This is a genomic window from Helicobacter pylori, from assembly GCF_011140715.1.
GTDB lineage: Bacteria > Campylobacterota > Campylobacteria > Campylobacterales > Helicobacteraceae > Helicobacter > Helicobacter pylori_DA.
The window spans coordinates 1-26,563 of sequence record NZ_SFZZ01000017.1 but is presented as its reverse complement, the minus strand read 5'-3'; the positions used below and the strand labels follow the sequence as shown (position 1 = coordinate 26,563).

The 26,563-nt window shown below is 40.2% G+C and carries 25 protein-coding genes; 10 read left to right on the top strand and 15 right to left on the bottom strand.

The features are described from left to right. Genes EWZ81_RS02420 through ccoN form a run of 3 tightly spaced genes read right to left on the bottom strand, consistent with a single transcriptional unit; the run spans nt 1 to nt 2,407 of the window. Nucleotides 1–219 carry a cytochrome c oxidase, cbb3-type, CcoQ subunit gene (locus EWZ81_RS02420; RefSeq protein ID WP_001847091.1) on the bottom strand — a complete coding sequence of 73 codons (219 nt, stop codon included), beginning with the start codon at nt 217–219 and terminating at the stop codon, nt 1–3. Nucleotides 220–229: 10 nt separating this feature from the next. Further along, nucleotides 230–928, bottom strand: a complete 699-nt coding sequence (gene ccoO, locus EWZ81_RS02415; RefSeq protein WP_128065434.1) for a cytochrome-c oxidase, cbb3-type subunit II — start codon at nt 926–928, stop codon at nt 230–232. A 12-nt stretch (nt 929–940) separates the two neighbouring features. Then, nucleotides 941–2,407 carry a cytochrome-c oxidase, cbb3-type subunit I gene (gene ccoN / locus EWZ81_RS02410; RefSeq protein ID WP_001157640.1) on the bottom strand — a complete coding sequence of 489 codons (1,467 nt, stop codon included), beginning with the start codon at nt 2,405–2,407 and terminating at the stop codon, nt 941–943. A gap of 169 nt (nt 2,408–2,576) precedes the next feature. Between ccoN and EWZ81_RS02405 the strand changes: the two genes are divergently transcribed. Together EWZ81_RS02405 and EWZ81_RS02400 are read left to right on the top strand one after the other, a co-directional pair. Then, nucleotides 2,577–4,025, top strand: a complete 1,449-nt coding sequence (locus tag EWZ81_RS02405) for a DASS family sodium-coupled anion symporter (protein WP_165548904.1) — start codon at nt 2,577–2,579, stop codon at nt 4,023–4,025. After that, a complete protein-coding gene (locus EWZ81_RS02400; RefSeq protein WP_165548915.1) occupies nt 4,026–5,012 on the top strand; it encodes an adenine-specific DNA glycosylase in 987 nt (328 codons plus the stop codon). It abuts the gene before it with no gap. Nucleotides 5,013–5,035: 23 nt separating this feature from the next. Here the strand turns inward: EWZ81_RS02400 and EWZ81_RS02395 are convergent, their stop codons facing one another. Both EWZ81_RS02395 and EWZ81_RS02390 read right to left on the bottom strand, forming a co-directional pair. Beyond that, nucleotides 5,036–6,691 carry a lactate permease LctP family transporter gene (locus EWZ81_RS02395; protein WP_165548903.1) on the bottom strand — a complete coding sequence of 552 codons (1,656 nt, stop codon included), beginning with the start codon at nt 6,689–6,691 and terminating at the stop codon, nt 5,036–5,038. Between the two features lie 56 nt (nt 6,692–6,747). Next, nucleotides 6,748–8,397, bottom strand: coding sequence for an L-lactate permease (locus tag EWZ81_RS02390; protein WP_165548902.1), 1,650 nt, complete (start codon nt 8,395–8,397; stop codon nt 6,748–6,750). 224 nt (nt 8,398–8,621) lie between these two features. Between EWZ81_RS02390 and EWZ81_RS02385 the strand changes: the two genes are divergently transcribed. The 4 genes from EWZ81_RS02385 to EWZ81_RS02370 are packed head-to-tail and all read left to right on the top strand — an operon-like array spanning nt 8,622 to nt 11,921. Next, nucleotides 8,622–9,350 carry a (Fe-S)-binding protein gene (locus EWZ81_RS02385; RefSeq protein WP_000867255.1) on the top strand — a complete coding sequence of 243 codons (729 nt, stop codon included), beginning with the start codon at nt 8,622–8,624 and terminating at the stop codon, nt 9,348–9,350. A gap of 29 nt (nt 9,351–9,379) precedes the next feature. Continuing rightward, nucleotides 9,380–10,825 (top strand): LutB/LldF family L-lactate oxidation iron-sulfur protein, encoded by a 1,446-nt coding sequence (locus EWZ81_RS02380; protein WP_165548901.1) that lies wholly within the window; start codon nt 9,380–9,382, stop codon nt 10,823–10,825. Next, nucleotides 10,818–11,453: a LutC/YkgG family protein gene (locus tag EWZ81_RS02375; protein ID WP_128065440.1), complete on the top strand. Its 636-nt coding sequence runs from the start codon at nt 10,818–10,820 to the stop codon at nt 11,451–11,453. Before EWZ81_RS02380 ends, EWZ81_RS02375 begins: the two co-directional genes overlap by 8 nt. A gap of 9 nt (nt 11,454–11,462) precedes the next feature. Then, nucleotides 11,463–11,921, top strand: a complete 459-nt coding sequence (locus tag EWZ81_RS02370) for a peroxiredoxin (RefSeq protein WP_079353801.1) — start codon at nt 11,463–11,465, stop codon at nt 11,919–11,921. 250 nt (nt 11,922–12,171) lie between these two features. On the opposite strand, the gene EWZ81_RS08585 is transcribed toward EWZ81_RS02370, so the two are convergent. After that, entirely contained in the window at nt 12,172–12,306 is a 135-nt protein-coding gene (locus EWZ81_RS08585) for an HP0135 family lipoprotein (RefSeq protein ID WP_001222899.1), read from the bottom strand. A 288-nt stretch (nt 12,307–12,594) separates the two neighbouring features. Further along, nucleotides 12,595–13,944: a class II 3-deoxy-7-phosphoheptulonate synthase gene (locus tag EWZ81_RS02365; protein ID WP_165548900.1), complete on the bottom strand. Its 1,350-nt coding sequence runs from the start codon at nt 13,942–13,944 to the stop codon at nt 12,595–12,597. Nucleotides 13,945–14,123: 179 nt separating this feature from the next. On the opposite strand from EWZ81_RS02365, the gene EWZ81_RS02360 reads away from it, so the two are divergent. Together EWZ81_RS02360 and EWZ81_RS02355 are read left to right on the top strand one after the other, a co-directional pair. Continuing rightward, complete coding sequence (locus EWZ81_RS02360; protein WP_165548899.1) at nt 14,124–15,365, top strand: serine/threonine transporter; 1,242 nt, start codon at nt 14,124–14,126, stop codon at nt 15,363–15,365. Next, entirely contained in the window at nt 15,365–16,732 is a 1,368-nt protein-coding gene (locus tag EWZ81_RS02355) for an L-serine ammonia-lyase (RefSeq protein WP_165548898.1), read from the top strand. Before EWZ81_RS02360 ends, EWZ81_RS02355 begins: the two co-directional genes overlap by 1 nt. Nucleotides 16,733–17,372: 640 nt before the next feature. On the opposite strand, the gene EWZ81_RS02350 is transcribed toward EWZ81_RS02355, so the two are convergent. The 8 genes from EWZ81_RS02350 to EWZ81_RS08580 form a co-directional block, all read right to left on the bottom strand. After that, nucleotides 17,373–18,230, bottom strand: a complete 858-nt coding sequence (locus EWZ81_RS02350) for a hypothetical protein (RefSeq protein WP_165548897.1) — start codon at nt 18,228–18,230, stop codon at nt 17,373–17,375. 410 nt (nt 18,231–18,640) lie between these two features. Next, nucleotides 18,641–19,072 carry a DUF1104 domain-containing protein gene (locus EWZ81_RS02345; RefSeq protein WP_021172922.1) on the bottom strand — a complete coding sequence of 144 codons (432 nt, stop codon included), beginning with the start codon at nt 19,070–19,072 and terminating at the stop codon, nt 18,641–18,643. Between the two features lie 343 nt (nt 19,073–19,415). Further along, nucleotides 19,416–20,276, bottom strand: a complete 861-nt coding sequence (locus EWZ81_RS02340) for an outer membrane protein (RefSeq protein ID WP_000750211.1) — start codon at nt 20,274–20,276, stop codon at nt 19,416–19,418. 198 nt (nt 20,277–20,474) lie between these two features. Beyond that, a complete protein-coding gene (gene rplT, locus EWZ81_RS02335; protein WP_001264166.1) occupies nt 20,475–20,825 on the bottom strand; it encodes a 50S ribosomal protein L20 in 351 nt (116 codons plus the stop codon). 94 nt (nt 20,826–20,919) lie between these two features. After that, on the bottom strand, nt 20,920–21,114 hold the full coding sequence (gene rpmI, locus EWZ81_RS02330; protein WP_001125542.1) for a 50S ribosomal protein L35: 195 nt from the start codon (nt 21,112–21,114) through the stop codon (nt 20,920–20,922). Then, the gene (infC, locus tag EWZ81_RS02325) at nt 21,095–21,706 is read right to left on the bottom strand and encodes a translation initiation factor IF-3 (protein ID WP_079335257.1); all 612 of its coding nucleotides are present in this window, start codon (nt 21,704–21,706) and stop codon (nt 21,095–21,097) included. Before infC ends, rpmI begins: the two co-directional genes overlap by 20 nt. Further along, entirely contained in the window at nt 21,703–23,541 is a 1,839-nt protein-coding gene (gene thrS, locus EWZ81_RS02320) for a threonine--tRNA ligase (protein WP_165548896.1), read from the bottom strand. The genes infC and thrS overlap by 4 nt, the downstream gene beginning before the upstream one ends. 40 nt (nt 23,542–23,581) lie before the next feature. After that, on the bottom strand, nt 23,582–23,713 hold the full coding sequence (locus EWZ81_RS08580; protein WP_001892720.1) for a hypothetical protein: 132 nt from the start codon (nt 23,711–23,713) through the stop codon (nt 23,582–23,584). A gap of 185 nt (nt 23,714–23,898) precedes the next feature. On the opposite strand from EWZ81_RS08580, the gene ppsA reads away from it, so the two are divergent. Next, nucleotides 23,899–26,337: a pyruvate, water dikinase gene (ppsA, locus tag EWZ81_RS02315; protein WP_165548895.1), complete on the top strand. Its 2,439-nt coding sequence runs from the start codon at nt 23,899–23,901 to the stop codon at nt 26,335–26,337. A 96-nt stretch (nt 26,338–26,433) separates the two neighbouring features. Beyond that, the coding region (locus EWZ81_RS02310) for a DUF874 family protein (RefSeq protein ID WP_165548894.1) at nt 26,434–26,563 on the top strand (130 nt) is incomplete at its 3' end.

The window sequence follows — 26,563 nt, the reverse complement described above, 5'->3', positions numbered from 1 at the left end:
TCAACTTTCCTTTATGCCCTTATCATGAACTTCTTTATGGCGTGGTTCAATCAACTCATCTTCTAAAGCGTCATTTAACGCTAAATACCCGTATCGCTCATAATCCACGACACCCTTTTTTTGCTTTCTATACATGCTAAAAATATAAGCGTACAAAAAGAGCGTAAAAAGAATAGTGAAAAACGCATACGCAAAACCTCTCAAACTTTCTAAATCCATCATTCACCCCTTATTTAGCGTTTTGATTAGCGTTGATCCTGGAATTACCCAAGCTATTCAAATAAGCGATCAAAGCCACAATTTCTAACACTTCACCTCTCTCAATCGCGGCTAGCACTCTCTTGTCTTTCATATCAGCTGTGATTTTTTTCGCTTCTTCTAAATAGGCTTTTTTCGCTTCTTCTACGCTCCCTAATTTCACGCCGTTTTCGGTGTCATAAGGCACGCCAAAAACCTTTTTTTGCGTCAAAGCTTCAGCATAAGCGGTGTCAAAATCGCTCTTTTTGATAAATAAATGCTTATAGGCAGGCATGATGCTGTGCGGCACAACGCTTTTAGGATCAAACATGTGCTTTTCATGCCAATCGGTTGTGCGATAATCCCCCACCCTATGCAAATCAGGGCCAATCCTTTTAGACCCCCACAAAAATGGCCTATCATACGCATACTCCCCACTCAAACTATACGCGCCATATCGATCTACCTCAGCTTGGAAAGGGCGAATGAGTTGGGAATGGCAATGATAACAACCTTCTTGGATATAAATTTGCCTCCCTGCTGTCTCTAAAACCGTATAAGGCCGTAAGCCTTCAATCGGGCGAGCGGATTTGAAGAAGTTGGGCAAAATCTCCACCAAGCCTGCGATCGCAAACACAAAAATAAACGCAAGAGTGAAAAAGAACGGATTCTTCTCTAAAAAACTAAACATTTCCAACCTCCCCTATCTAGACATAGGCGTGGCGTAATTGGGCTCACGCTCTAATTTTTTGCCTGCTGTGATTGTCATAAAAATATTGTAGGCAAAAATAATAAATCCAATAAAATACATAAGACCCCCAACGCCTCTAATATTGTAATAAGGGATTAGCACCTTAACCGTGTCAATGAACTGGTAAGTGAGATTCCCGTATTGATCCACATCCCTCCACATCATCCCTTGCGTGATCCCTGCAATCCACATGGACGAAAAGTAAAGCACAATCCCTAAAGTCATGATCCAGAATTGGAAATCCACAAGCCTGCCTGAATAAATCTCTCTTTTGAAAAGCCTAGGTGTCATGTGATACATGCTCGCAATCAAAGTGAAGCCTACCCACCCAAGCACGCCGTCATGCACATGCCCAATGATCCAATCGGTAAAATGCGCTAAAGCGTTCACGCTCTTAATGGCTTGAATGGATCCTTCTAAAGTGGAAAGCATGTAGAAAGTTGAAGCTAAAACTAAGAACTTGATCAAAGGGCTTTCTTTGAGCTGGTGCCACTGGCCCCTCATCGTTAAAAGCATGTTAATGGCTGTCCCCCACGAAGGCAAGATCAACACCACTGAAAACACGCTAGAAAGGGTTTGCACCCAATCAGGTACGGTGGAATAAATCAAATGGTGCCCACCTGCCCAAATATAAACAAACATCAAGCTCCAGAAAGAAAACAAAGTGAGTTTGTAAGAAAAGATAGGCTGACCGCTCTCTTTAGGCAAGAAATAATAAATCGTGCCAATCACCCCACTCGTAAAGACAAAAGCGACCGCATTATGCCCCCACCACCATTGAATGAGCGCATCATTACTGCCTGAATACATAGAAATAGAATGCCAAACACTCCCCATATCAGCGACAAAATAGGTGGGGACAGAAAGGTTATTGAAGATATACATCACCGCTATACCCACATAAGTAGCGATGTAATACCATAAAGACACATAAATGGTATTTTCCCTCCTAACGCTCATGCTCCCAAACATATTAACCCCCCATAGCACCCATGCCACAACCACGATAATATCTAAAGGCCACATCAATTCAGCGTATTCTTTAGATTGAGTAAGACCAGCAAACAAGCTAATAACCCCTAGTATTAAAAGAAGAATCCAGAGCCAAAAATGCAATAACCCTACAATTTTCAAAAAGGGGTGTTGGTAATAAGTGATTTTAAGCACCCTTTGACCGATATAATACCAACTCGCCCAAATCCCTCCAAGAGTGAAACCATAGATCACCGCATTCGTGTGTAAGGGGCGTAAGCGGCCAAAAACGCCATACTCCCCTGCAATGTAATTCAAGTTAGGGAAAGACAATTCAAAGGCTAGCACGATCCCTATTAACATGCCTATTATCCCAAATGCAACCATCGCATAAAGAAACAATTTGCTAATGGAATAATCATAACTCAAAGGCACATTTTCTTGCATGCAATACTCCTATTTGTAGTAAATTCAACAAAGATAAACATAATTATAAAATTTTATCTTTTTCAAAAAGCTTAATTTTTAATCTTTTTCTGTAACATTGTAATAACTTAATCCCATTTGAATGGCATTTTTAAGCCAAATTGCTACTATCTTTGGCTAAAGGTTAAACATGATTAAACAAACCCTCATCATTCTTGCCCCTTTTTTTATCGCAACGCTGTTGTATTTTTTAGGTGCACCGGACGGGCTAAACCCTAACGCATGGCTTTATTTTTGTATTTTCATGGGCATGATTATAGGGCTAATTTTAGAGCCGGTGCCACCAGGTTTAGTGGCATTGAGCGCGTTAGTGTTGTGCGTGGCGTTAAAAATTGGAGCGAGTGATGAAGTAGCGAGCGCTAATAAGGCCATTTCATGGGGTTTGAGCGGGTATGCGAATAAAACGGTGTGGCTTGTGTTTGTCGCTTTTATTTTGGGTTTAGGGTATGAAAAAAGCTTGTTAGGGAAACGGATCGCTCTTTTACTCATTAGGTTTTTAGGGCAAACCCCTTTAGGTTTAGGCTATGCGATTGGTTTGAGCGAATTGTGTCTGGCCCCCTTTATCCCTAGCAATTCCGCTAGAAGTGGGGGCATACTCTATCCCATAGTTTCTTCTATCCCACCCTTAATGGGTTCTACTCCCAATAATAACCCTAACAAAATCGGCGCGTATTTGATGTGGGTCGCTTTGGCTTCAACTTGCATCACTTCGTCCATGTTTTTAACCGCGCTCGCTCCTAACCCCCTAGCAATGGAAATCGCTACCAAAATGGGCGTGAATGAAATCTCATGGTTTTCGTGGTTTTTAGCGTTCTTGCCTTGTGGGGTGGTTTTGATCTTACTCGTGCCTTTATTAGCGTATAAAACCTGCAAACCCACCTTAAAAGGCTCAAAGGAAGTGAGTTTGTGGGCCAAAAAAGAATTAGAGGGCATGGGGAGGTTTTCTTTAAAAGAAATTTTAATGCTCAGCCTCACTTTATTGGCTTTATTGGGTTGGATTTTTGGTAAATCTTTAGGCTTGCATGCGAGCGCGACGGCTTTGATTGTCATGGTTTTAATGGCGTTTTGTAAGATTGTAAGCTATGAAGACATCATTAAAAACAAGAGCGCGTTCAATATTTTTTTATTGCTGGGATCGCTGCTCACGATGGCTGGCGGGCTTAAAAATGTGGGTTTTTTAAATTTTATCGGCAATGTGGCTCAAAATTTTTTAGAGCATGCCAACTTGGATCCGTTAATAGCGGTCTTGTTTATTATAGCTTTCTTTTATCTGTTGCATTATTTTTTCGCCAGTATCACCGCTCATGTGAGCGCGTTATTTGCGCTTTTTGTGGGGATTGGTTCGCACATTCAAGGGGTCAATTTGCAAGAATTGAGCTTGTTTTTAATGCTTTCTTTAGGGATTATGGGGATTTTAACCCCCTATGGCACAGGCCCATCCACCATTTATTACGGGAGCGGGTATATTTCAAGCAAGGATTTTTGGAAATGGGGGTTTATTTTTGGCATGGTGTATTTGATCGTGTTTTTAAGCGTGTGCGTGCCTTGGGTCAAATTCATCGCTTATAGGTGGTTGTAGCTGGAAACTTTACACAACGCCCTTTTAAAATGGTATGAAGAATTTGGGCGAAAGGATTTACCTTTTAGGAATTTAAAGGGCATTAACGCTCCTTATGAAGTCTATATCAGCGAAGTGATGAGCCAACAAACCCAAATCAACACGGTAATTGAGCGTTTTTATTCCCCTTTTTTAAAAGCTTTCCCCACTTTAAAAGACTTAGCGAACGCTCAATTAGAGGAGGTTTTATTGCTCTGGAGAGGGCTTGGCTATTATTCAAGGGCTAAAAATTTAAAAAAAAGCGCTGAAATCTGCGTTAAAGAACACAACTCACAATTACCCAATGACTATCAAAGCCTATTAAAACTCCCCGGGATTGGCGCATACACGGCTAATGCGATTTTATGTTTTGGCTTTAGAGAAAAGAGTGCATGCGTGGATGCTAATATCAAACGAGTGCTTTTAAGGCTTTTTGGTTTGGATCCTAATATCACGGCTAAAGACTTACAAATTAAGGCGAATGACTTTCTTAATTCTAATGAAAGCTTTAATCATAACCAAGCCCTAATTGATCTAGGGGCTTTAATCTGCTCCCCTAAACCCAAATGCGCGATTTGCCCTTTCAATCCTTATTGTTTAGGTAAAAACCACCTAGAAAAACACACGCTTAAGAAAAAACAAGAGATCATTCAAGAAGAGCGTTACTTGGGCGTTGTGATCCAAAATAACCAAATCGCTTTAGAAAAAATAGAGCAAAAACTCTATTTGGGGATGCACCATTTTCCTAATTTAAAAGAGGATTTAGAATTCAAACTCCCCTTTTTAGGTGCTATCAAGCACAGCCACACTAAATTCAAGCTCAATTTAAACCTCTACCTTGCCACCACAAAAGATTTAAAAAACCCTATTCGTTTTTATAGCCTTAAAGATTTAGAGACCTTACCCATAAGCTCTATGACGCTTAAAATCCTAAATCTTTTAAAACAAAAAAATTTATTTGGGGGTTAAACCCTACCAAATCTAAAATGGCTCTACTTTATCGCAGGCACCACTTCAGGGATCCAATACGCGATCGCGCTGATCACGACTCCCATGATCGCTACAAAAATAAGCGAATATTTAGCCGTGAATTTGAATAAATCGCTCTCTTTCCCGGCTAACCCCACTGCCGCGCAAGCGATAGCGATACTTTGAGGGCTTATCATTTTTCCTAAAGTGCCTCCCACGGTATTAGCTGTTAGGGTTAAAACCTCAGGGAGGTGCAATCGTTGGGCGGTGAGTTGCTGTAAAGAGCCAAACAAAAGATTAGAACTCGTATCGCTTCCGGTTAAAAACACGCCCACCCACCCGATCAAAGGCGAGAAAAAGGTGAAAGCTAAGCCTGTATGGGTGAGCGCTAAGGCTAGAGTGGAAGAAATCCCGCTGTAATTAGACACATAAGCAAAGCTTAAGACTAAACCAATGGTGAGAATGGGGTAGCGCATTTCTTTCAAAGTCTCGCCAAAGACGCTCACTGCATCGCTCACTCGCACCCTTAAAACGAGCATGCTAACAAGAGCGGCCAAAAAAATGGAAGTGCCAACCGTGTTGATTAAGAGGAGTTTAAACACCACAGGAAAACTCACGCTTTGATTGGCTTCTACAAAAGGCGGGCTTTTAAAGATGTGGTTACTGATATTATTGAACTCAAAATAAAAATTAGAAAAAGCTAACAAGCCGTCTTTTTCAAATAAAGCTTTAAAAAAAGGCTGTATCCATAACACAATGACTAAAACTAAAATCACAAAAGGAGACCAAGCGACATAGATTTTACAGATATGATGGTTAGTTTTAGTGAATGAAACCGCTTTGCCGTCGCTTCTAAAAATCGCTTTAGGCTGCCAAAATTTCAAAAAGAGCGCCGTTGCAACGAGTGAAACAAGGGCTGAAATAATGCCGGGCAATTCTGGCCCTAAATAATTAGAGCTTAAAAATTGCGTGCCAGCGAAAGAAAAAGCCGCGATAAAAACGGCCGGAAAAGTTTCTTTAATCCCTTTAAAGCCATCCATTAAAAACACGATGAAAAACGGCACTAACAAGCTCACAAAAAAGAGGATTTTACCCGTCATGGCTGAAATTAAAATCGCTGGCACCCCTACCGCGCTCGCCATCGCGCTTATAGGGATACCCACCGCGCCAAAAGCCACAGGAGCGGTATTAGCGATCAAACATAACCCGGCAGAATACAAAGGGCTTAACCCTAAGCCCACTAAAATCGCCGCTGTAATGGCAATAGGCCCTCCAAAGCCGATCGCGCCTTCTAAAAATGAGCCAAAACAAAAGCCAATCAAAATCACTAAAATGCGGTGATCTAAAGTGATGGACTGAACGCTTTCTTTTAAGATTTCAAAATAGCCGGATTTAACGCTGAGTTTGTATAAAAAAATCGCTGCAATGATGATCCAAGCGATCGGCCATAAGCCATAAAGAAAGCCATAAAGAAAGCTTGAACCCACCATGCTAACAGGCATTTTATACACTAAAACCGCAATAATGGCTGATAAGGCCACGCTCAAAAAGGCCGCTGTATAACCTTTGAGTTTAAAAACCATTAAAGATAAGAAAAATAACAAAATCGGCAATAAGGCTACAAGAGCGCTCAGCCAAATATTACCCAAAGGGTCATAAACTTGATGAAATTCTAGCACTAAAAAATCCCTTTTTAAAAATATTCTCTTAGCGCTAGATCTCTTTAAAAACCCCCTTATTTAGGAATGATGGGGATAATAAAGGGGAAGACATAAGCAATAAGAGTGAAGACAATCCCCATAATGATCGCCAAAGCGATGGAGTATTTTACTGTAAATCTGAACAATTCGCTCTCTTTCCCCACTAACCCCACCGCTGCGCAAGCGATAGCGATACTTTGAGGGCTTATCATTTTGCCCACAACGCCCCCGGAAGTGTTGGCCGCTAAGAAAAGCACTTCAGGCAAGCCAAGCTGTGTAGCGATGAGCATTTGCAAAGAGCCAAATAAAAGATTAGAACTCGTATCGCTTCCGGTTAAAAACACCCCAAGCCAGCCCACCACAGGCGAAAAGAAAGTGAAAACATGCCCAGTATCCGCTAACGCTAAAGCGAGCGTGGCGCTCATACCGCTATAATTAGCCACATACGCGAACGCTAAAACCACGCCAATGGTTAAAATCGGCAAACGCATTTCTTTTAAAGTAGCCCCAAACACCCCTATCGCATCGCTGATTTTCACGCGCAACAAAAACACGCTTAAAAGGGCGGCTAAAAAAATGGAAGTGCCTGTCGTTAGGATCAAAGGGAATTTGAACACAACAGGAAAGCTTTTTGCTTCAGTAACAATGGGAGCGGTTTTAAAAATCTTTTGACTGATAGAATTGAATTCAAACGCAAAGCTAGAAAACGCCAAAGCCCCACCTTCTTTAAAGAGCGCTTTAAACCATGGTTGCGTCCATATAATAATCGTAATCGTGAGCAACACAAAAGGCATCCACGCCACAATCACCTTACAAATATGGTGTTTTTCTGTGTTTATCGTAGGCTCTTTGCCATTGCTCGTGAAAATGCGTTTGGGCTGCCAGAATTTTAAAAATAAAGTGGTAGCGACTAAGGACACTAAAGCTGAAATAATATCCGGAAGCTGCGGCCCCAGATAATTAGAGCTTAAAAATTGCGCGATAGCGAAGCTAAAGCCCGTAACGGCCACTGCAGGAAAAGTTTCTCTAATCCCTCTAAAGCCATCCATCAAAAACACGATGAAAAAAGGAATACCAATGGAAAAAATGGGTAACACCCTGCCCACCATTTGAGAAATCTCTAATTCAGGGATACCCACCACGCTAGCCATCGCCGTAATAGGGATGCCCACTGCACCAAAAGCTACAGGAGCGGTGTTAGCGATCAAACATAACCCAGCAGCGTATAAGGGGTTTAGCCCAAGACCCACTAAAATCGCCGCTGTGATCGCTACCGGGCCTCCAAAACCGATCGCTCCTTCTAAAAACGAGCCAAAACAAAACCCGATCAAAATCACTAAAATGCGATGATCCGGCGTCAAACTTAAAATGCTTTCTTTTAAAATCTCAAAATACCCGGATTTCACTGAAAGGTTGTAAAGAAAAATCGCAGCGATCACAATCCATGCGATCGGCCATAAGCCATAAAGAAAGCCATAGAAAAAACTCGCGCTCACCATTTGAGCGGGCATTTTATACACAAATAACGCAATAAGGATTGAAAGCGCTAAGCTTAAAAACCCAGCGCTATACCCTTTAAGTTTAAAAACAATAAGAGAGATAAAAAAGAGCGCAATAGGCGAAAGTGCGACTAAAGCGCTCAACCAAATATGGCCTAATGGGTCATAGACTTGATAAAATTCCATAAATTTTCCTTGAATAATTAAAAGTATTTCTTTATCTTACTTAAAAGAAAAAACTAATTTTAAGTAGCGTTTAATATTAGGTGGGGTTGAGCGCGTCTGTGGTTTATTTTAGTAACAATATTTGAGCGAGTGGGTTTATCAACTTGTGGTTACAATCTTACTAATTTTGAGTATTATACTATCTGTGTTTGAAACTCTTAATTTGGAATTTTAAGGAGCCTTCTTTGAAAGTCAATTTCTTTGCCACTTGTCTAGGAGCAGCCATATACAGCAACGCATCGCTTAACGCTATCAAATTACTCCGTAAGGAAAATTTGGAAGTGGTTTTTAAAAAAGACCAGACATGTTGCGGCCAGCCAAGCTATAACTCAGGATACTATGAAGAGACGAAAAAAGTCGTTTTATACAATATCAAACTTTATTCCAATAACGACTACCCTATCATCTTGCCTAGCGGTTCATGCACAGGGATGATGCGGCATGATTATTTGGAATTGTTTGAAGGGCATGCGGAATTCAACATGGTTAAAGATTTTTGCTCTAGGGTGTATGAATTGAGCGAGTTTTTGGATAAAAAATTGCAAGTCAAATATGAAGATAAGGGCGAACCCCTTAAAATCACATGGCATTCTAATTGCCATGCTTTAAGGGTGGCTAAAGTGATTGACTCAGCGAAAAACCTCATCAGACAGCTTAAAAACGTGGAACTCATTGAATTGGAAAAAGAAGAAGAATGCTGCGGGTTTGGGGGGACTTTTTCAGTTAAAGAGCCTGAAATTTCAGCGGTTATGGTCAAAGAAAAGATTAAAGACATAGAAAGCCGTCATGTGGATGTGATTGTTTCAGCGGATGCTGGGTGTTTGATGAATATCAGCACCGCTATGCAAAAAATGGGCTCTCCCACAAAACCCATGCATTTTTATGACTTTTTAGCCTCAAGGCTTGGGCTTTAACATTAAAGAATTATTTTAAGGAATAATCAATGGAAAAATATCATAGCGACCAAGAATACGAAGAAATCATCACCGACCAATTAGGCGATATGCAATTAAGGGAAAATTTGCGTTCTGCAATGGATACCTTAAGGGCTAATCGTAAGAATCTCCTTAAAAATCGTTACAGCGAGTGGGAAAATTTAAGGGAATTAGGCAAAGAAGTCAAGCTTAAAATCTTATCCAGGCTTGATGAATATTTGGAATTGTTTGAAAAAAACGCCACCAAAAACGGCTTTAAAATCCACTACGCTAAAGACGGCGATGAAGCTAATGAAATCATTTACAACCTCGCTAAAGAAAAGAATATCAAGCGCATTTTAAAACAAAAATCCATGGCGAGCGAAGAAATTGGCTTGAACCATTACTTGAAAGAAAAGGGCATTCAAGCGCAAGAAACGGATTTGGGCGAATTGATTATCCAGCTCATTAATGAACACCCTGTGCATATTGTCGTGCCGGCTATCCATAAAAACCGCAAGCAAATCGGTAAGATTTTTGAAGAAAAACTCAACGCCGCTTATGAAGAAGAGCCTGAAAAGCTCAATGCGATCGCCAGAAAACACATGCGCAAAGAATTTGAAAGCTTTAAAATGGGGATCAGTGGGGTTAATTTCGCTATCGCTAATGAGGGAGCGATCTGGTTAGTGGAAAATGAAGGCAATGGCAGAATGAGCACCACCGCATGCGATGTGCATGTCGCAATTTGTGGGATTGAAAAATTAGTAGAAAGCTTTGATGATGCGGCGATTTTAAACAATTTGCTCGCCCCAAGTGCTGTGGGTGTGCCTATCACTTGTTATCAAAACATCATCACAGGCCCTAGAAAAAACGATGATTTAGACGGCCCTAAAGAAGCCCATATCATTTTATTAGACAACAACCGCTCTAATATTTTGGCTGATGAAAAGTATTACTGCGCCCTTTCATGCATTCGTTGCGGGACTTGTTTGAACCACTGCCCTGTGTATGATAAAATCGGTGGGCATGCCTATCTTTCTACTTATCCTGGCCCTATAGGCGTGGTGGTATCCCCCCAACTCTTTGGCTTGAATAATTACGGGCATATCCCTAATTTGTGCAGTCTTTGCGGGCGTTGCACTGAAGTGTGCCCTGTAGAAATCCCTTTAGCCGAACTCATTAGAGATTTACGATCGGATAAAGTGGGCGAGGGCAGGGGCGTAATTAAGGGGGCTAAAAGCACCCAACACAGCGGGATGGAAAAATTCTCTATGAAAATGTTTGCCAAAATGGCAAGCGATGGGGCTAAGTGGCGTTTCCAATTGAAAATGGCTCAATTTTTCTCGCCTTTAGGCAAGCTTTTAGCTCCCGTACTGCCTTTAGTCAAAGAGTGGGCGAGTGTTAGGACCTTACCCAATATGGACACGAGCTTGCATGCAAAAGTCCAGCACTTAGAAGGGGTGATTTATGAGTAAAGAGCTTATTTTAAAGCGCATTAAAGAAGCCAGAGCCAAACATGCCATTCAGGGAGCAAACCCTATTTATAGAAATATCATTAAAGTGGAGTTTGAAGACTTAGTGGAAGAATACAAGCATTTCCAGGTGTTGAATAAAGCTGAAGTCATTGAAAGCGCTAAAGAAAATTTAGAGCAAGCCATTTTAAAAGCTTTAGAAAATTTTCAAAGCAAAAAAGTCTTACACTCTACAGATTTAAATTTGAATTTTGAAGCGTTTAAGGATTTCACTTTACAGCCCTATGATAAAGAAATTGAAGCGATGCGTGAAGAGTTGTTTGAGATTGATACGGCTTTATTGCATGGGGTTTGTGGGATTTCAAGCTTGGGCATGATTGGGGCGGTTTCTTCGCATGCAAGCCCGCGATTGCTTTCGCTCATCACCCTTAATTGCATCATTTTATTGAAAAAAGAATCCATTGTGCGCAATTTGAGTGAAGGCGTGCAAGCTTTAAAAAACCAAAGCCAAAACGGCACATTACCCACAAACATGCTCCTTATTGGCGGGCCTAGCCGGACAGCTGATATTGAATTAAAAACCGTTTTTGGGGTGCATGGGCCTCAAAAAGTCGCTGTCATTCTCTATTAAAGGATAAGAATGGAAAAATTAGAAGTAGGGCAATTAGCCCCTGATTTCAGGTTGAAAAACAGCGATGGCGTAGAAATTTCTTTAAAAGATTTGCTCCATAAAAAAGTGGTGCTGTATTTCTACCCTAAAGACAACACCCCCGGATGCACTCTAGAAGCCAAAGACTTTAGCGCTCTGTTTAATGAATTTGAAAAGAAAAACGCTATTGTCGTAGGCGTAAGCCCTGATAACGCGCAATCGCATCAAAAATTTATCAGCCAATGCTCTTTGAATGTGATCTTGCTCTGCGATGAAGATAAAAAAGCCGCCAATCTTTACAAAGCTTATGGCAAACGCATGCTTTATGGGAAGGAGCATTTGGGGATTATCCGCTCCACTTTCATTATCAACACGCAAGGCGTTTTAGAAAAATGCTTCTACAATGTCAAAGCGAAAGGCCATGCTCAAAAGGTTTTAGAGAGTTTATAGTTTAACTTTCTAACTTTCACCCGTTTTAATTTGAGGTTTTTTAATTTTAGGCTTTTTGGCCATTCTCTTGCTTTTAAGAACTTGTTTCTTTAAACTTCGTTTTAGTTTGATAACGAAACTCATAAGGGATAGGGGGTGTTTTGAAACCATTCCCCCTTAATAGCCCCTAAGATCGCACTACAAAAAACCACCACTCGCTAGCTTTTTGATTGTGTTATTTTAAAAACGCTTTTGAGTATTTTTACAATTTTTATTTTTGTTCAGGCTGCCAAATGGTTTTTTCTGAAGGGGTGCTATCGGCTTCGTTTTGTAAGATTTGTTTTTTAGTTTCGTGGCAAGCCACAAACAATAACGCTAAAATTACAGCTAAAAGAGAAATTCTCATTTCAAGCTCCTTTGAATATTAAAATGCTTACGATAATTATAAAGAAAAAGAGTTAAAGATAGATTAATATTTGGCTCTGTTTTCATCAAATGTCGGCACTCAAAACCTTATTTAACCTTATTATCCTTTAATTTTTAAAACTTTATTTTATGTAAAACCCATTCTCTTAAGGGGATAATTGGGGTATTTTGAAAAACTCTCCCCCTACAACCCCCAACTAAATCCCCCTATAGAACGCGCTACAAGAAACGATCGCTTGACTAAAGCCTCTTATTATCTTGATTTCAATCAAGATCGTTGTTTTTTAAGCATGTCAGCGATTAAAAAAGCGAGCTCTAGGGCTTGAGTGGCGTTTAGTCTTGGATCGCATTGCGTATAGTAATGGCAACTCAAACCCTCTTCGGTGATCGCTTGCGAGCCACCGATACATTCTGTAACATTTTCACCCGTCATTTCCAAATGAACCCCTGAAGCTAAACTCCCTTCAGCCCTATGGATTTCAAAAAAGCTTTTCACTTCATCTAACACGCTATCAAAAGCCCTTGTTTTAACCCCCAAGCTGGTTTTAACCGTGTTGCCATGCATGGGATCAATGCTCCATAAAATATGGCGTTTTTCTTTCAACACCCCTTGTAAAAGCTTAGGCAAACGCTCTTTAATCATCTTAGAACCCATGCGCACGATCAAATTCAAACGCCCTTTAAGGTTGTGCGGGTTTAAGACATCGCACAATTCTAACACTTCGCTCACGCTCGCACTAGGCCCGATTTTCACGCCAATAGGGTTACAAACCCCCCTTAAAAACTCCACATGCGCGCCCTTAGGATCTCTTGTCCTTTCGCCAATCCACAGCATGTGCGCGGAGCAATCATAAAACTGGTTAGTCAAACTATCCTTACGCACCAAAGGCTCTTCATAATGGAGCAGTAACGCTTCGTGGCTGGTGTAAAATTCCACTTCCCTAAGAATAGGCGTTCGCTCTATCTCCACCCCACACGCTCGCATAAACCCTAAAGCTTGCGTGATCCGATCAGCGATTTGCTGGTATTTCTGTGCGAAATCGTTGTTTTTGACAAAATCCAAATTGAAACGATGCACTTGCTCCAAATCCGCTAACCCGCCTTGAGCAAAGGCTCTGATAAGATTCAAAGTCGCTACGCTTTGATGGTAGGCTTTAAGCATTCTTTCAGGATTTGGCTCTCTTTCTTTTTTGGAAATCCCATTGATAATATCCCCTCTATAACTCAACACTTCTTCATCATCCAGCATTTCAGTCGCATTGGAGCGAGGCTTGGCAAATTGCCCGGCAATGCGCCCCACTTTCACGATCGGTATAGAGCCAGCAAAAGTTAAGACAATCGCCATTTGCATCACCACTTTAAACATATCCCTAATTCGGTTAGCGCTAAATTGAGAAAACGACTCCGCGCAATCGCCCCCTTGCAACAAAAACGCCTTATTGTCAATGACTTGGGCTAAACGCTCTTGCAAGTTCCTCGCTTCGCCAGCAAACACTAAGGGAGGGTAGGAGTGCAATTCTTTTTTGACCCTTTCTAATTCTTGCTTATCTTTGTAAGTGGGGTGTTGCTCTATCTTAAAAGAATGCCATGAAGTTGGCGACCAGGTTGTGTTTGACATTTCTATAATCCTTTATTAATCTTTTTTTAAGCGTTATTATAGCTTGTGCGGGTTAAATCGTGGATTTTAGAAAATAAATGCACGCCCAAAACCACCCCCTTAATCTCAAAAAACCCCAATCATAAAAAGCTTTATGCTACAATGAAAGCTCTTTAACACGATAAAAGGGCGGTTTAAGCATGGTACAAGAAAAAGCAGTTCCAAGAGATCCTAAAAAACTCAATTTGTTTGATTTGCGTTGGATAGCGTCTTTATTTGGCACGGCGGTGGGGGCTGGGATTTTATTTTTGCCTATTAGAGCCGGTGGGCATGGGATATGGGCTATTGTAGTAATGAGCGCGATCATTTTCCCTTTAACTTATCTGGGGCATAGAGCCTTAGCTTATTTCATAGGATCTAAAGATAAAGAAGACATTACCATGGTCGTTCGCTCTCATTTTGGCGCTCAATGGGGTTTTCTTATCACTTTGCTTTATTTCTTGGCGATTTATCCTATTTGTTTGGCTTATGGGGTGGGTATCACTAATGTGTTTGATCATTTTTTCACTAACCAGTTGCATTTAGCACCTTTTCATCGGGGCTTATTGGCTGTAGCGTTAGTCTCTTTAATGATGTTGGTGATGGTTTTTAACGCTACGATTGTTACGCGCATTTGTAACGCTTTAGTGTATCCTTTATGCTTGATTTTATTGCTTTTTTCTTTATATCTTATCCCTTATTGGCAAGGCGCTAATCTTTTTGTGGTGCCGAGCTTTAAAGAATTTGTGTTAGCGATTTGGCTAACCTTACCGGTGCTTGTGTTTTCATTCAACCATAGCCCCATTATTTCAACCTTCACCCAAAATGTGGGAAAAGAATACGGCGCTTTCAAAGAGTATAAACTCAATCAAATTGAATTAGGGACATCGCTGATGCTTTTAGGGTTTGTGATGTTTTTTGTGTTTTCGTGCGTCATGTGCTTGAATGCTGATGATTTTGTGAAAGCAAGGGAACAAAATATCCCCATTTTAAGCTATTTTGCTAACACCCTAAACAACCCTTTAATCAACTATGCGGGGCCTGTGGTGGCTTTTTTAGCGATTTTTTCATCTTTTTTTGGGCATTATTATGGGGCTAAAGAGGGTTTAGAAGGCATTATCATTCAAAGTTTAAAGTTGAAAAAAGCTTCTAAAACCTTGAGTGTGAGCGTAACGATTTTTTTATGGCTGACTATCACGCTTGTGGCTTATATTAACCCTAATATCTTGGATTTTATTGAAAATTTAGGCGGTCCCATTATCGCGCTCATTCTGTTTGTGATGCCCATGGTCGCTTTTTATAGCGTTTCTAGTTTGAAGCGTTTTAGAAACTTCAAGGTGGATATTTTTGTGTTTGTTTTTGGGAGCTTGACGGCTTTGAGCGTGTTTTTAGGACTATTTTAATGGCTAGTTTTTCCATTTTATCCATTTTTAAAATCGGCGTGGGGCCTAGCTCTTCACACACCATAGGGCCTATGGAAGCTGGGGCGAGATTTTGCGGGTTGTTAAAAGGCATTTTAGAGCAGGTTGAACGCGTTCAAATCACCTTGCATGGCTCATTAGCCTTGACCGGTAAAGGGCATTTGAGCGATGAGGCGGTTTTAATTGGCTTGCATGGCATTTACGCTAACGAATTAGAGGTAACAACCAAAAAAGCCTTATTGCATGAAGCGTTTGAAAACAAAGTTTTAAAACTCGCCAACCAGCATCATATCCCTTTTGATTATGCTAAAGATTTGATTTTTGACAACAAACCTTTAGCCAGACACCAAAACGCCCTCATTCTAAAAGCTTTTAACGCTAAAAATGAGGTTTTAAAAGAAGAGACTTATTATTCTGTTGGTGGAGGGTTTGTTTATACTGAAAAAGAATTAGACAATTTGTCTGAAGAGGGTGAAAATGAAAGCGTTGCTTATGATTTTTCAAGCGCTAAAGAGTTGCTAGAATTGTGCCAAAAACACCAAAAAAGCATCGCTGAAATCGTGCGTTTGAGAGAAAATGCCCTGAAAAACCACCCTGATGCAATGATGGCTAAAATTTATCATGCGATGCTTGAGTGTTATGATAATGGGGCTAATTCTAAAGAAAAGTATCTTCCCGGTTCTTTGAGAGTAACACGATTAGCCCCAAGCATTAAAACTCGTTTAGAAAAACACCCCACAAGCGGGAAAGACCCCTTAGCGTTGATTGATTACATTTCGCTTTACGCTCGCGCCATCGCTGAAGAAAACGCTAGCGGAGGAAAGGTGGTAACCGCCCCCACTAATGGAGCGTGTGCGGTGGTGCCAAGCGTGCTTTTATACGCTAAAAACCATTTGTTTGAAAATTTATCGCAAAAGGCCATCAATGATTTTTTACTCACCAGCGCGGCGATTGGCTATCTTTACAAAAAAAACGCTTCCTTGAGCGGCGCAGAAGCGGGGTGTCAGGCTGAAATTGGCGTGGCAAGCTCTATGGCTGCGGGGGGGTTAGCCTGTTTGTGCCAAGCGACCACGCAACAGGTTTTAATCGCTAGTGAAATCGCTATGGAACACCATTTAGGATTGACATGCGATCCGGTGGGGGGCTTGGTGCAAATCCCTTGCATTGAACGCAATGTTTTAGGAGCGATTAAAGCGATCAGCGCTTCTAAACTAGCCCTAGAAGATGAATACAAGCCTAAAGTGAGTCTGGATGAAGTGATCGCTACGATGTATGCGACCGGAAAAGACATGAATGAAAAATACAAAGAGACTTCGTTAGGGGGGTTAGCTAAGACTTTAAAATGCTAAGGGATAGCTCTCAACTTTTAGGGCTTTAAATTCAAAATAAAAAGGCTTTGTTTTTAACAAATACAAATAAGCCCTACCCAACTTTAATATCCTTCAAAAATTTTAATAGGGTTTTAAAGCGTTATTCCATCGTTTTGGATTCCATTTTATAGCAAAAAGTTTATTCAAACCCATAAGGGGATAGGAGGCATTTTGAAATATTCCCCTACAACCCCCAAAACTAAATCCCCCATAACCCCATAAGAGCACATTATGAGAAACTATCACTCGCTTTTCGCAAGCTTTTTTTAAATGTGAAAAATACTCAAAGACATCAATTGATTGCCAATGCCCCACTAAAATAAAACCAAAAATTTTCACACGCTTTTATATGAAATGCGTTGGAATGTCTTAAGGTTATTTTATCATGGTTCTATCCGTCATTATGTTTCAAAGATTTTTGCGTAACAAAAGAGCTAATCATTAAGCGTAAAAAGAGCTGAGAAGTTTAAAAACTTTAAAAAAAGCGGTGGTTTTTAAAAGAGATAGTCCTAATCAATAGGACACAGAGCTTAGCGATAGAGAGCTATAAAGCCTAGAAAAGAAGCACTTAAGAGACTTATTTAAAACCCCCTACTAAAAGGTAAGCTAGGCTATTTTGCTATTTTTCAGACTCACTAGAGCCACTAACTTGCTTTTCAAACTCTTGCTGTAAGGCCTGTTGTTGCTTTTCTTTCTTTGAAAGGCGGCGTTTTTTCTTAGGTTTTTTCTCTTTTTTTGAAGAAGTCTCTGGCTCTTTTGAAGCTGTTTCTTTGAGCGTGTTAGCGTTAGTCATAGGGTCTAGATCTAGGTTAGAAGAATTCTGTGTATTAGAAGAGCTTATAAATTCAGGGCTATCAGTATGGCTTTCAAGCTCCCCACTGCTCCTCTTTTGGAATGCTGCCTTAGTGTCTTTCTCAGCTTGTTCTTCCATTTTTTTAAGAACGATTGCATCCACTTTTCTAGCCTTTTCTTTTTGGCTTACCCTAACCATGCTGATCAAGTATTTGATATACCCATCATACATGTCCCCAAACTGCTCATGCAAAGCCCCAAAATCTGAGCCTTTGTAAAGCCAATTGAACAAGGGGAGTGAAAGCTCTGTCCCTAAGTCTTTAAGCACATGCTTATAAAACTTTTCTCTGTCATTCACCACAAAAGAAACCTTACCATTCCTATGCTCATAATAACAAATCTTTTGCTCCACGCAATCTTCCAAACTCCCCTTAAAGAAAGCTCCAAAAGCGGACAAATCGCCCTTACTCATCTTGGTTTCAGAATACTGGTTAAAATTCTTCACGCGCTCTTTTTCCAAATCAACCATGCTCTTTAAAACCCTCTTGCGGTCTTTTTTCACATTCCCTGTGGAGCTTTCAGAAAACATAACATTGGGATCAACTGTAGTGTTAATAGTAGCAGAAGCCGTTTCTGCTCTCAACAAAAAAGTCGTAGCCACTAAAAAAAATAAAATTCGCTTCACACCAAACTCCTATATCCATAACCGCAACAAAAACAGACGCTACTTTTCATTAAGCCCTCTTTTAAAATCTTCTTCTATTTATAAAAACCCACCTAGAATTCAAGCTATTTTGATCATCTTAAAATACAGACTTTCAAAGGGTATTCATCATTTGGGTATGATACTATAAATATCCAAAAAATACAAACACTCCAAAAACTTTAACCCTAAAAAATTGACATGCTCCCCACAGCTAAGGGATTTTAAGAGTAGCAAAGCCCACCCACCAAATAGATAGCCTCTATTTTAAGAGTCAATGCCCAAACGCCATGACAATTATAACACGAAAACGCCCTAATCCCCACAGCCAAAAGCTAGGGATTTACGGCGTGGTTTTACAAAAATCAAAAAAAGTTAGCACACCTTAAGCGTTAATGCTTATGATGGCCTGATTTTTTCCCTTTTTTGCCCTTTTTTTCATGATCATGAAAAGGGCCTTCGCATGCGCAATCATGCAAATCTAGCCCTTCTTCACGATACTCTTTCATGGTCATTGTTTTCTTTTTGTTAGCAATGACTTCAAGGATTTCTTTTTTACGCTTGTTGCGATCTTCTTGACTTAAAGAAGCCAAATTCTTATCCATCGCTTTCTTAAAATCCGCTTTATAATTTTTACGATCTTCTTCTTTCATCACTGCTAATCGCTTATTGATTTCTGCACGAAACTCTGGAACTTCGCTAGGAGCGACTTTCCCTGCTTGCTCTAATAGTTGCTTATCATCCATGCTTTTAAAATCACTCGCATTCAAAAAAAGCCCCAAAAAAGTCCCTGTAAATAATAAAGAAAACGCCAATTTTTTCATCAAATGCTCCCAATTCAAAAATAAAGAATAAATTCTATCATTTGATTGATTAAAGATAACTTATAGTGCTTTAATAGCCAATTGATTTTTAGATTTTATAATCAGCGCTCCATTAAAACAGCTAATATCCCCTATCATTATTTTTAAAAATAATGAACTCATTTTTGATTTTTCAAAGAATTGTTTGTGTGCTGTTGTTGGTAAGTTCAATTGCTTGTAAGGATTGTGCTTTAATTTTTGTGCCGTATTGATTAAACAACGGCTTTGATACAAGAAAATCATAAAAGGCCATAAAGAGCAAAAGCCCTTTTCTATGCCCCCATAAGATTAACCCTAAAACACCTTAAAAGCTTACAATGTAACGCCAATAAAAGGCATAGGGGCGGTGAAAGGTGAATCTATAAGTAGTCCCTTCAGGTACATTATCCGCACTAGCGGTGTAGTAATTGTTGCGGATGGTTTGGATTTTCAAGCCAATTTCAAAACCTTGGTGTTTCGTGCCTAAACGAATCCCTCCATTCACTAAGACCTGGAAATTTGAAGGGTGGAAACTCCCTCTGTATTCATCAGCCAAGTCCTTGAAATAATAGTTTGTTGGACCCCAAGAGGTGCCACCAATCGCAACGCCTAAGAAAAACCCAAAATGCAAGTTCTCACGATTGAAAATAGCCGGGTTAAACAACACATCTGTGCCAGCCCCATAGCCAAACATGAAACTTTGAGAACCCTTGCGAGCGTCTCTCATGCCATAATCATTATAAGTGTAATACTTATAATAAGAGCTTGCAAAATCAAAGAACCCGTAATAACGCATTCCAAATTGTGGGGATTTCTTAAAAAAATGCTTATACCCTACAACAAACCCAAAACCATTGATAGCGTATTGTTGGTTGCTCAAGCCCTTATACCCACGAGTCCCTAGAGCGCCATGGGTAAGCCCTCCTGTGGGGTTTGACGCTGTGGGCATGTTGGGCGTGTTAGAGCCATAAGCCCCACTTTGATTACCATTACAATTGCCATTGGAACAATTTTGAGCGGTAGTGCTAAGCATACCCAACTGGTAATCAATCCCTATAAAAGCAGCATTTCTTTCACCTTTTTTGGTAGGGCTAGTCTTAATAGCTTTTTCTTGCTTGGGGGTCTCTGCTGACAACAAGCTCGTCATTGCTAGAGAGATAGCACCTACTATAACAGATTTCTTCATGTATTCCTTCCTTCTACATTTTCTCTATTTGAGTTCTAAATGCTACATTCTACTATAAAATTACTTTCTTTTTGATTAAATATAGCGATTGAATGAAAATAAATTGAAACAAAAATCAATTTTAGGAACTTTTTAGTAAAAATTCCTAAATCCTCTCACCTTTTTAGGCTAAAACTAAAACCTAACAGCCAATAGAGATTAAAGATGCTCTTTCACGCTCTCTAACACGCTCTTAAAGGCTTGCATGTCATTCATCGCCATGTCTGCTAAAACCTTGCGGTCTAATTCAATGTTAGCCACTTTTAAAGCATGCATGAAGTGCGAATAACTTGTATTGTGCATCCTGCAAGCCGCATTGATCCTTACCACCCACAAACTCCTGAACTCTCTTTTCTTTTGTTTGCGATCCCTAAAGGCATAATACATGCTCCTTTCAAGCTGTTCTTTAGCCTTTCTAAAATGCTTTCTTCTGCCACTATAAAACCCTCTAGCGAGTTTTAAGACTTTTTTATGGCGTCTTCTGCGCACAACGCCTGTTTTAACTCTCATTTCTTTACCTTTCTTTTTAAAATATTTTTAGGTGCGTTTTTCAAACGACTTTCCCTTAAATAAGGGGGTTAACTCCACTTCCTAATGAGCATTCCTAAGCCCTGCAAAGCAACGACATGACAGAATGCGCGTTAGTGTGATGCACATGTTTTGGTGCGTTTAGATTGGCTTTGCGCTTAGGGCTTTTTTTAGTCAAAATATGGCTTTTAAAAGCACTGCCACGCTTAATCAAGTTTTTTTTAACTTTGAAACGCTTAGACGCGCCGCGATTAGTCTTCATTTTTGGCATGATTTTCTCCTTTCATAAGGTTAATACGATTAAAAGGCGGGTTATTTTCTTTGGTTTTCTTTTCGTTTTTGGGGGCTTCTTTAGCCTTAGGCACAAACATCCACGAAACGAAACGCCCCTCGGTTTTTGGCTCTTTTTCAGGGTTGGCTAAATCTTGCATCATTGTTTGGACTTTAAAAAGCACATCAAGCCCAGCTTTTGAATTTTGGCTCTCCCTGCCCTTTAAAACCACTTTGAATTTGACATGTTTATTGGCTTCAATAAATTCTCTCGCATGCTTGACTTTGTAGTTAATATCGTTTTGCGCAATCTGAGTGGAAAGCTTGATCTCTTTGATTTCAATTTGCTTTTGCTTTTTCTTGGCTTCCTTGATTTTCTTTTCATTTTGGTAGCGGAATTTATTATAATCCATCACCTTACACACAGGGGGATTCGCGCTCGCTGAAATCAAAACCAAATCCAAGCCTAAATTTTGAGCGATTTTTAGCGCTTCTTTGGAAGAAATAATCCCATACACTTCGCCATCATCGCCCACGCAACGCACTTCTTTAAAATTAATGTCTCCGTTTAACAACACTTCGCTTCTACTCAAAAACTAACCTCTTGCATCTTAGATTCAACCATGTTTAAAAACTCCTTTAAGGGCATTTTATACTGAGCTTGTTTTTCTCTGTCTCTAATGGATAAAATTTCGGTCTCCACCTCTTCATTCCCTAACACTAAAATCATAGGGATTTTTTGCTTTTCGGCTAATCGCACCTTTTTATTCAAGCTGTCGTTTTTATCCAGCACTTCTACAAAAATATCGCGCTTTTTTAATTCCTCTTTTAATTTCAAAGCAAAAACATGATGCTCTTCATTAATAGGAATGAGAGCGATTTGAGTGGGCGCAACAAAGAAAGGGAAATTCCCCCCAAAATGTTCGCTCAAAATCGCAATAAACCTTTCAAACGAGCCTAAAATCGCTCTGTGGATCATCACCGGCTGTTCAGCGTGATTGTGTTCATTGGTAAAAGCGAGCTTGAAGCGTTCAGGCAAATTCATATCCACTTGAATCGTGCCACACTGCCATTTACGCTTTAAAGCGTCAGTGATTTTAATGTCAATCTTAGGCCCATAGAAAGCCCCTCCCCCTTCATCAATCTTATAATCAATGCGATGCTCTTTTAGGGCTTCTTTTAAAGCGTTAGTGGCCTTTTCCCAAACTTTATCATCGCCTATGGATTTAGCCGGCCTTGTGGATAATTCCATTTCATAGCTAAAATCAAACGCTTTCATGATTTTATGCGTAAAATCTAAAATCGCACTCACTTCGCTTTGGATCTGTTCAAAGGAGCAAAAAATATGTGCATCGTCTTGGGTAAATTCCCTAACCCTTAAAAGCCCATGCAACACGCCGCTTTTTTCATGCCGATGCACCACGCCGTATTCATAAAACCTTAAGGGCAAATCCCTGTAGCTGTGTAGAGCGCTTTGATAGACTTTAATATGCCCCACGCAATTCATGGGCTTTATGCCGTATTCTTGCTCATCGATCGTGGTGAAATACATGTTTTCTTTATAATTGTCATAATGCCCGCTGATTTTCCACACATCGCTTTTTAAAATCTCAGGGCCTTTAACCGGCTCATAACCTCTTAAAAGTAACGCTTTACTCAATAAATCTTCAATGCGCTTCCTAAGCCTTGCCCCTTTAGGCAACCATAAAGGTAAGCCCGCCCCTATTTCATCATCAAAACTAAAAAGCCCTAGCTCCACGCCTAGCTTTCTGTGATCTCGTTTTTTCGCTTCTTCTATTTGGAAAAGATAGTCTTTTAAGCCCTCTTTGGTGGCAAAAGCGATGCCATAGATTCTAATGAGCATTTCATTGTTTTCATCGCCACCCAAATAAGCCCCAGCCAATTTAGTGAGCTTGAAATGGTTTAAAAAACGGGTGTTTGGGAGATGAGGCCCCTTACACAAATCTTCAAACTCGCCTTGTTTATACACGCCAAATATATCGCCACTGATTTTACTCATCACCGCATGCTTTAATTCATCGCCCTTAAAACGCTCCAAAGCTTGCTCTCTGGTTAAAGTCTCTTTAGTGATAGCGAGCTTTGACTTCGCAAATTCTTTCATTTTCGCTTCAATTTTAGGCAAATCCTCTTCGCTGATTTTTGAAGAAGTCTTAAAATCGTAATAAAACCCCTCTTCTACCACAGGGCCTACAAAAAATTTCGCGTCCGGATAAAGGGCTTTCAAGCTTTGCGCGAGCAAATGCGCACATGAATGCCTGATCACTTCTAAAGCCAAAGGCGAATCATCAAAATATATCGGCTCGCTCCCTTTTAACGCTTTAACCCCATCGCTCAGCCCCAAGACTTTCGCGCTCTCTAAATCTATTATTTGCTCGTCTTTATAAACAGCAATCAGTTCCGCACTCATTCTTTAAAACTTATGTTTCCTTTCTTATAAACCTTAAAATTTAGCAATCTTTTGAGCCAAACCCGCATTGCACTTGCGAATCCACTTTCTCAGCTTTAGGGTCGCTCATAGGCTTTAAACACGCTTGTAAAAACACCATACAAAGCAAATTCAATAACAACCGCCTATACAAAACCACCCTTTCTATTCAAAAATACCTAACTGACCGCCCATTATACAATAAAATCATAAACCAAAAAGAATACACCCCTTATTAAAAAGCTTAGAATACAAACTAGCTCAAACTAAAGCTCTATCATGCTATCATTATTATATTTTATGTTTTAAGAGACTTAATGATCATTTTAAGGGAGTTTTGTGCGATATATCAAGTTTTTCAAAGAGTTGAACAATAAGAATGTGAATCTGGTTGGGGGCAAAAACGCTAGCATTGGTGAAATGTTTCAAGAATTAGTGCCTATTGGTATTAAAGTGCCTGATGGCTTTGCGATCACCAGCGAAGCGTATTGGTATCTTTTAGAGCAAGGGGGGGCTAAACAAAAAATCATAGAGCTTTTAGAAAATGTTGATGCCACCGAAATTGATGTGTTAAAAATCCGCTCCAAACAAATCAGAGAGCTTATTTTTGGCACGCCTTTTCCTAGCGATTTGAGGGATGAGATTTTTCAAGCTTATGAGATTTTAAGCCAGCAATATAACATGAAAGAAGCCGATGTGGCGGTAAGGAGTTCCGCTACTGCAGAAGATTTACCGGACGCTTCTTTTGCCGGGCAGCAAGACACTTATTTAAACATTAAGGGTAAAACAGAATTGATCCACTATATCAAATCCTGTTTGGCGTCGCTTTTTACCGATAGAGCGATTAGCTATAGGGCGAGTCGTGGGTTTGATCATCTAAAAGTCGCGCTGAGCGTGGGGGTGCAAAAAATGGTGCGAGCGGATAAAGGCAGCGCGGGCGTGATGTTTTCTATTGACACTGAAACCGGTTTTAAAGACGCGGTGTTTATCACTTCAGCGTGGGGGTTAGGCGAAAATGTGGTGGGTGGCACGATAAACCCTGATGAATTTTATGTGTTTAAGCCCACTTTAGAGCAAAACAAACGCCCCATTATCAAACGGCAGCTCGGCAATAAAACGCAAAAAATGGTCTATGCCCCAAGGGGTAGCGAACACCCTACCAGAAACATTAAAACCACCAAAAAAGAATGGCAATCCTTTTCATTGAGCGATGAAGACGTGCTGATTTTAGCCAAATACGCCATTGAAATTGAGAAACATTACTCTAAAGAAGCCAAACAATACCGCCCTATGGATATAGAATGGGCTAAAGATGGCGATAGCGGGGAAATTTTTATCGTTCAAGCGCGCCCTGAAACCGTTCAAAGCCAAAAAAGTAAAGAAGAAAATCAAGTCTTTGAGAAATTCAAATTCAAAAACCCTAACGAAAAAAAAGAGATTATCTTACAAGGCAGAGCGATTGGGAGTAAAATTGGCTCAGGGAAAGTGCGTATCATCAATGATTTGGAGCATATGAATTCTTTTAAAGAGGGCGAAATTTTAGTTACAGATAACACCGACCCAGATTGGGAGCCTTGCATGAAAAAAGCGAGTGCGGTTATCACTAATCGTGGAGGGCGCACTTGCCATGCCGCTATTGTGGCGAGAGAAATTGGCGTGCCGGCCATTGTTGGGGTGAGCGGGGCGACTGATAGCCTTTATACCGGCATGGAAATCACGGTTTCTTGCGCTGAGGGCGAAGAGGGCTATGTGTATGCAGGCATTTATGAGCATGAAATTGAAAGGGTGGAGCTTTCTAACATGCAAGAAACTCAAACAAAAATTTACATTAACATTGGAAACCCTGAAAAAGCCTTTGGCTTTTCTCAACTCCCTAATCACGGCGTAGGGCTGGCCAGAATGGAAATGATTATTTTAAATCAAATCAAAGCCCACCCTTTAGCCTTAGTGGATTTGCACCACAAAAAAAGCGTGAAAGAAAAAAATGAAATTGAAAACCTCATGGCAGGCTATGCTAACCCTAAAGATTTTTTTGTGAAAAAAATCGCTGAAGGCATTGGCATGATCAGCGCAGCGTTTTACCCTAAACCTGTGATTGTAAGGACTAGCGATTTCAAATCCAATGAATACATGCGCATGCTTGGCGGCTCTAGCTATGAGCCTAATGAAGAAAACCCCATGCTTGGTTATAGAGGGGCTAGTCGGTATTATTCAGAGAGCTATAATGAAGCGTTTTCATGGGAGTGTGAAGCCTTAGCGTTAGTGAGAGAAGAAATGGGATTAACCAACATGAAAGTGATGATCCCCTTTTTGCGAACCATTGAAGAGGGTAAAAAAGTCCTAGAAATCTTAAGAAAAAACAATTTAGAATCCGGTAAAAACGGACTTGAAATTTATATCATGTGTGAATTACCGGTGAATGTCATTTTGGCTGATGATTTCTTAAGCTTGTTTGATGGCTTTTCTATTGGATCAAACGATTTAACCCAACTCACTTTAGGCGTGGATAGAGACAGCGAGTTAGTCAGCCATGTCTTTGATGAAAGGAATGAAGCGATGCTAAAAATGTTTAAAAAAGCGATTGAAGCTTGTAAAAGGCACAACAAATATTGCGGGATTTGCGGGCAAGCCCCAAGCGATTACCCTGAAGTGACAGAGTTTTTAGTCAAAGAGGGCATCACTTCCATTTCTTTAAACCCTGATAGCGTGATCCCCACTTGGAACGCCGTAGCCAAGTTAGAAAAAGAATTGAAAGACCATGGCTTAACTGCGCGTTGATAATAAATGGGTTGATCTAACTTGAGTGGGTTTTTCGTATTAGTTTCCATGATAATTTTGAAGGGTAAGATTGTTTTTTGAAAAAAAAAGTTGGTAATGAAATTAGTGAAAACGACAAAAGAAAAGAAAGTTGGCAAGAACACAGAGATGGCTAACACAAAGACAAATAAAGAGACTCATTTTAAACAAGCGAATGCCATTACAAATATAATCAGATCAGTTGGTG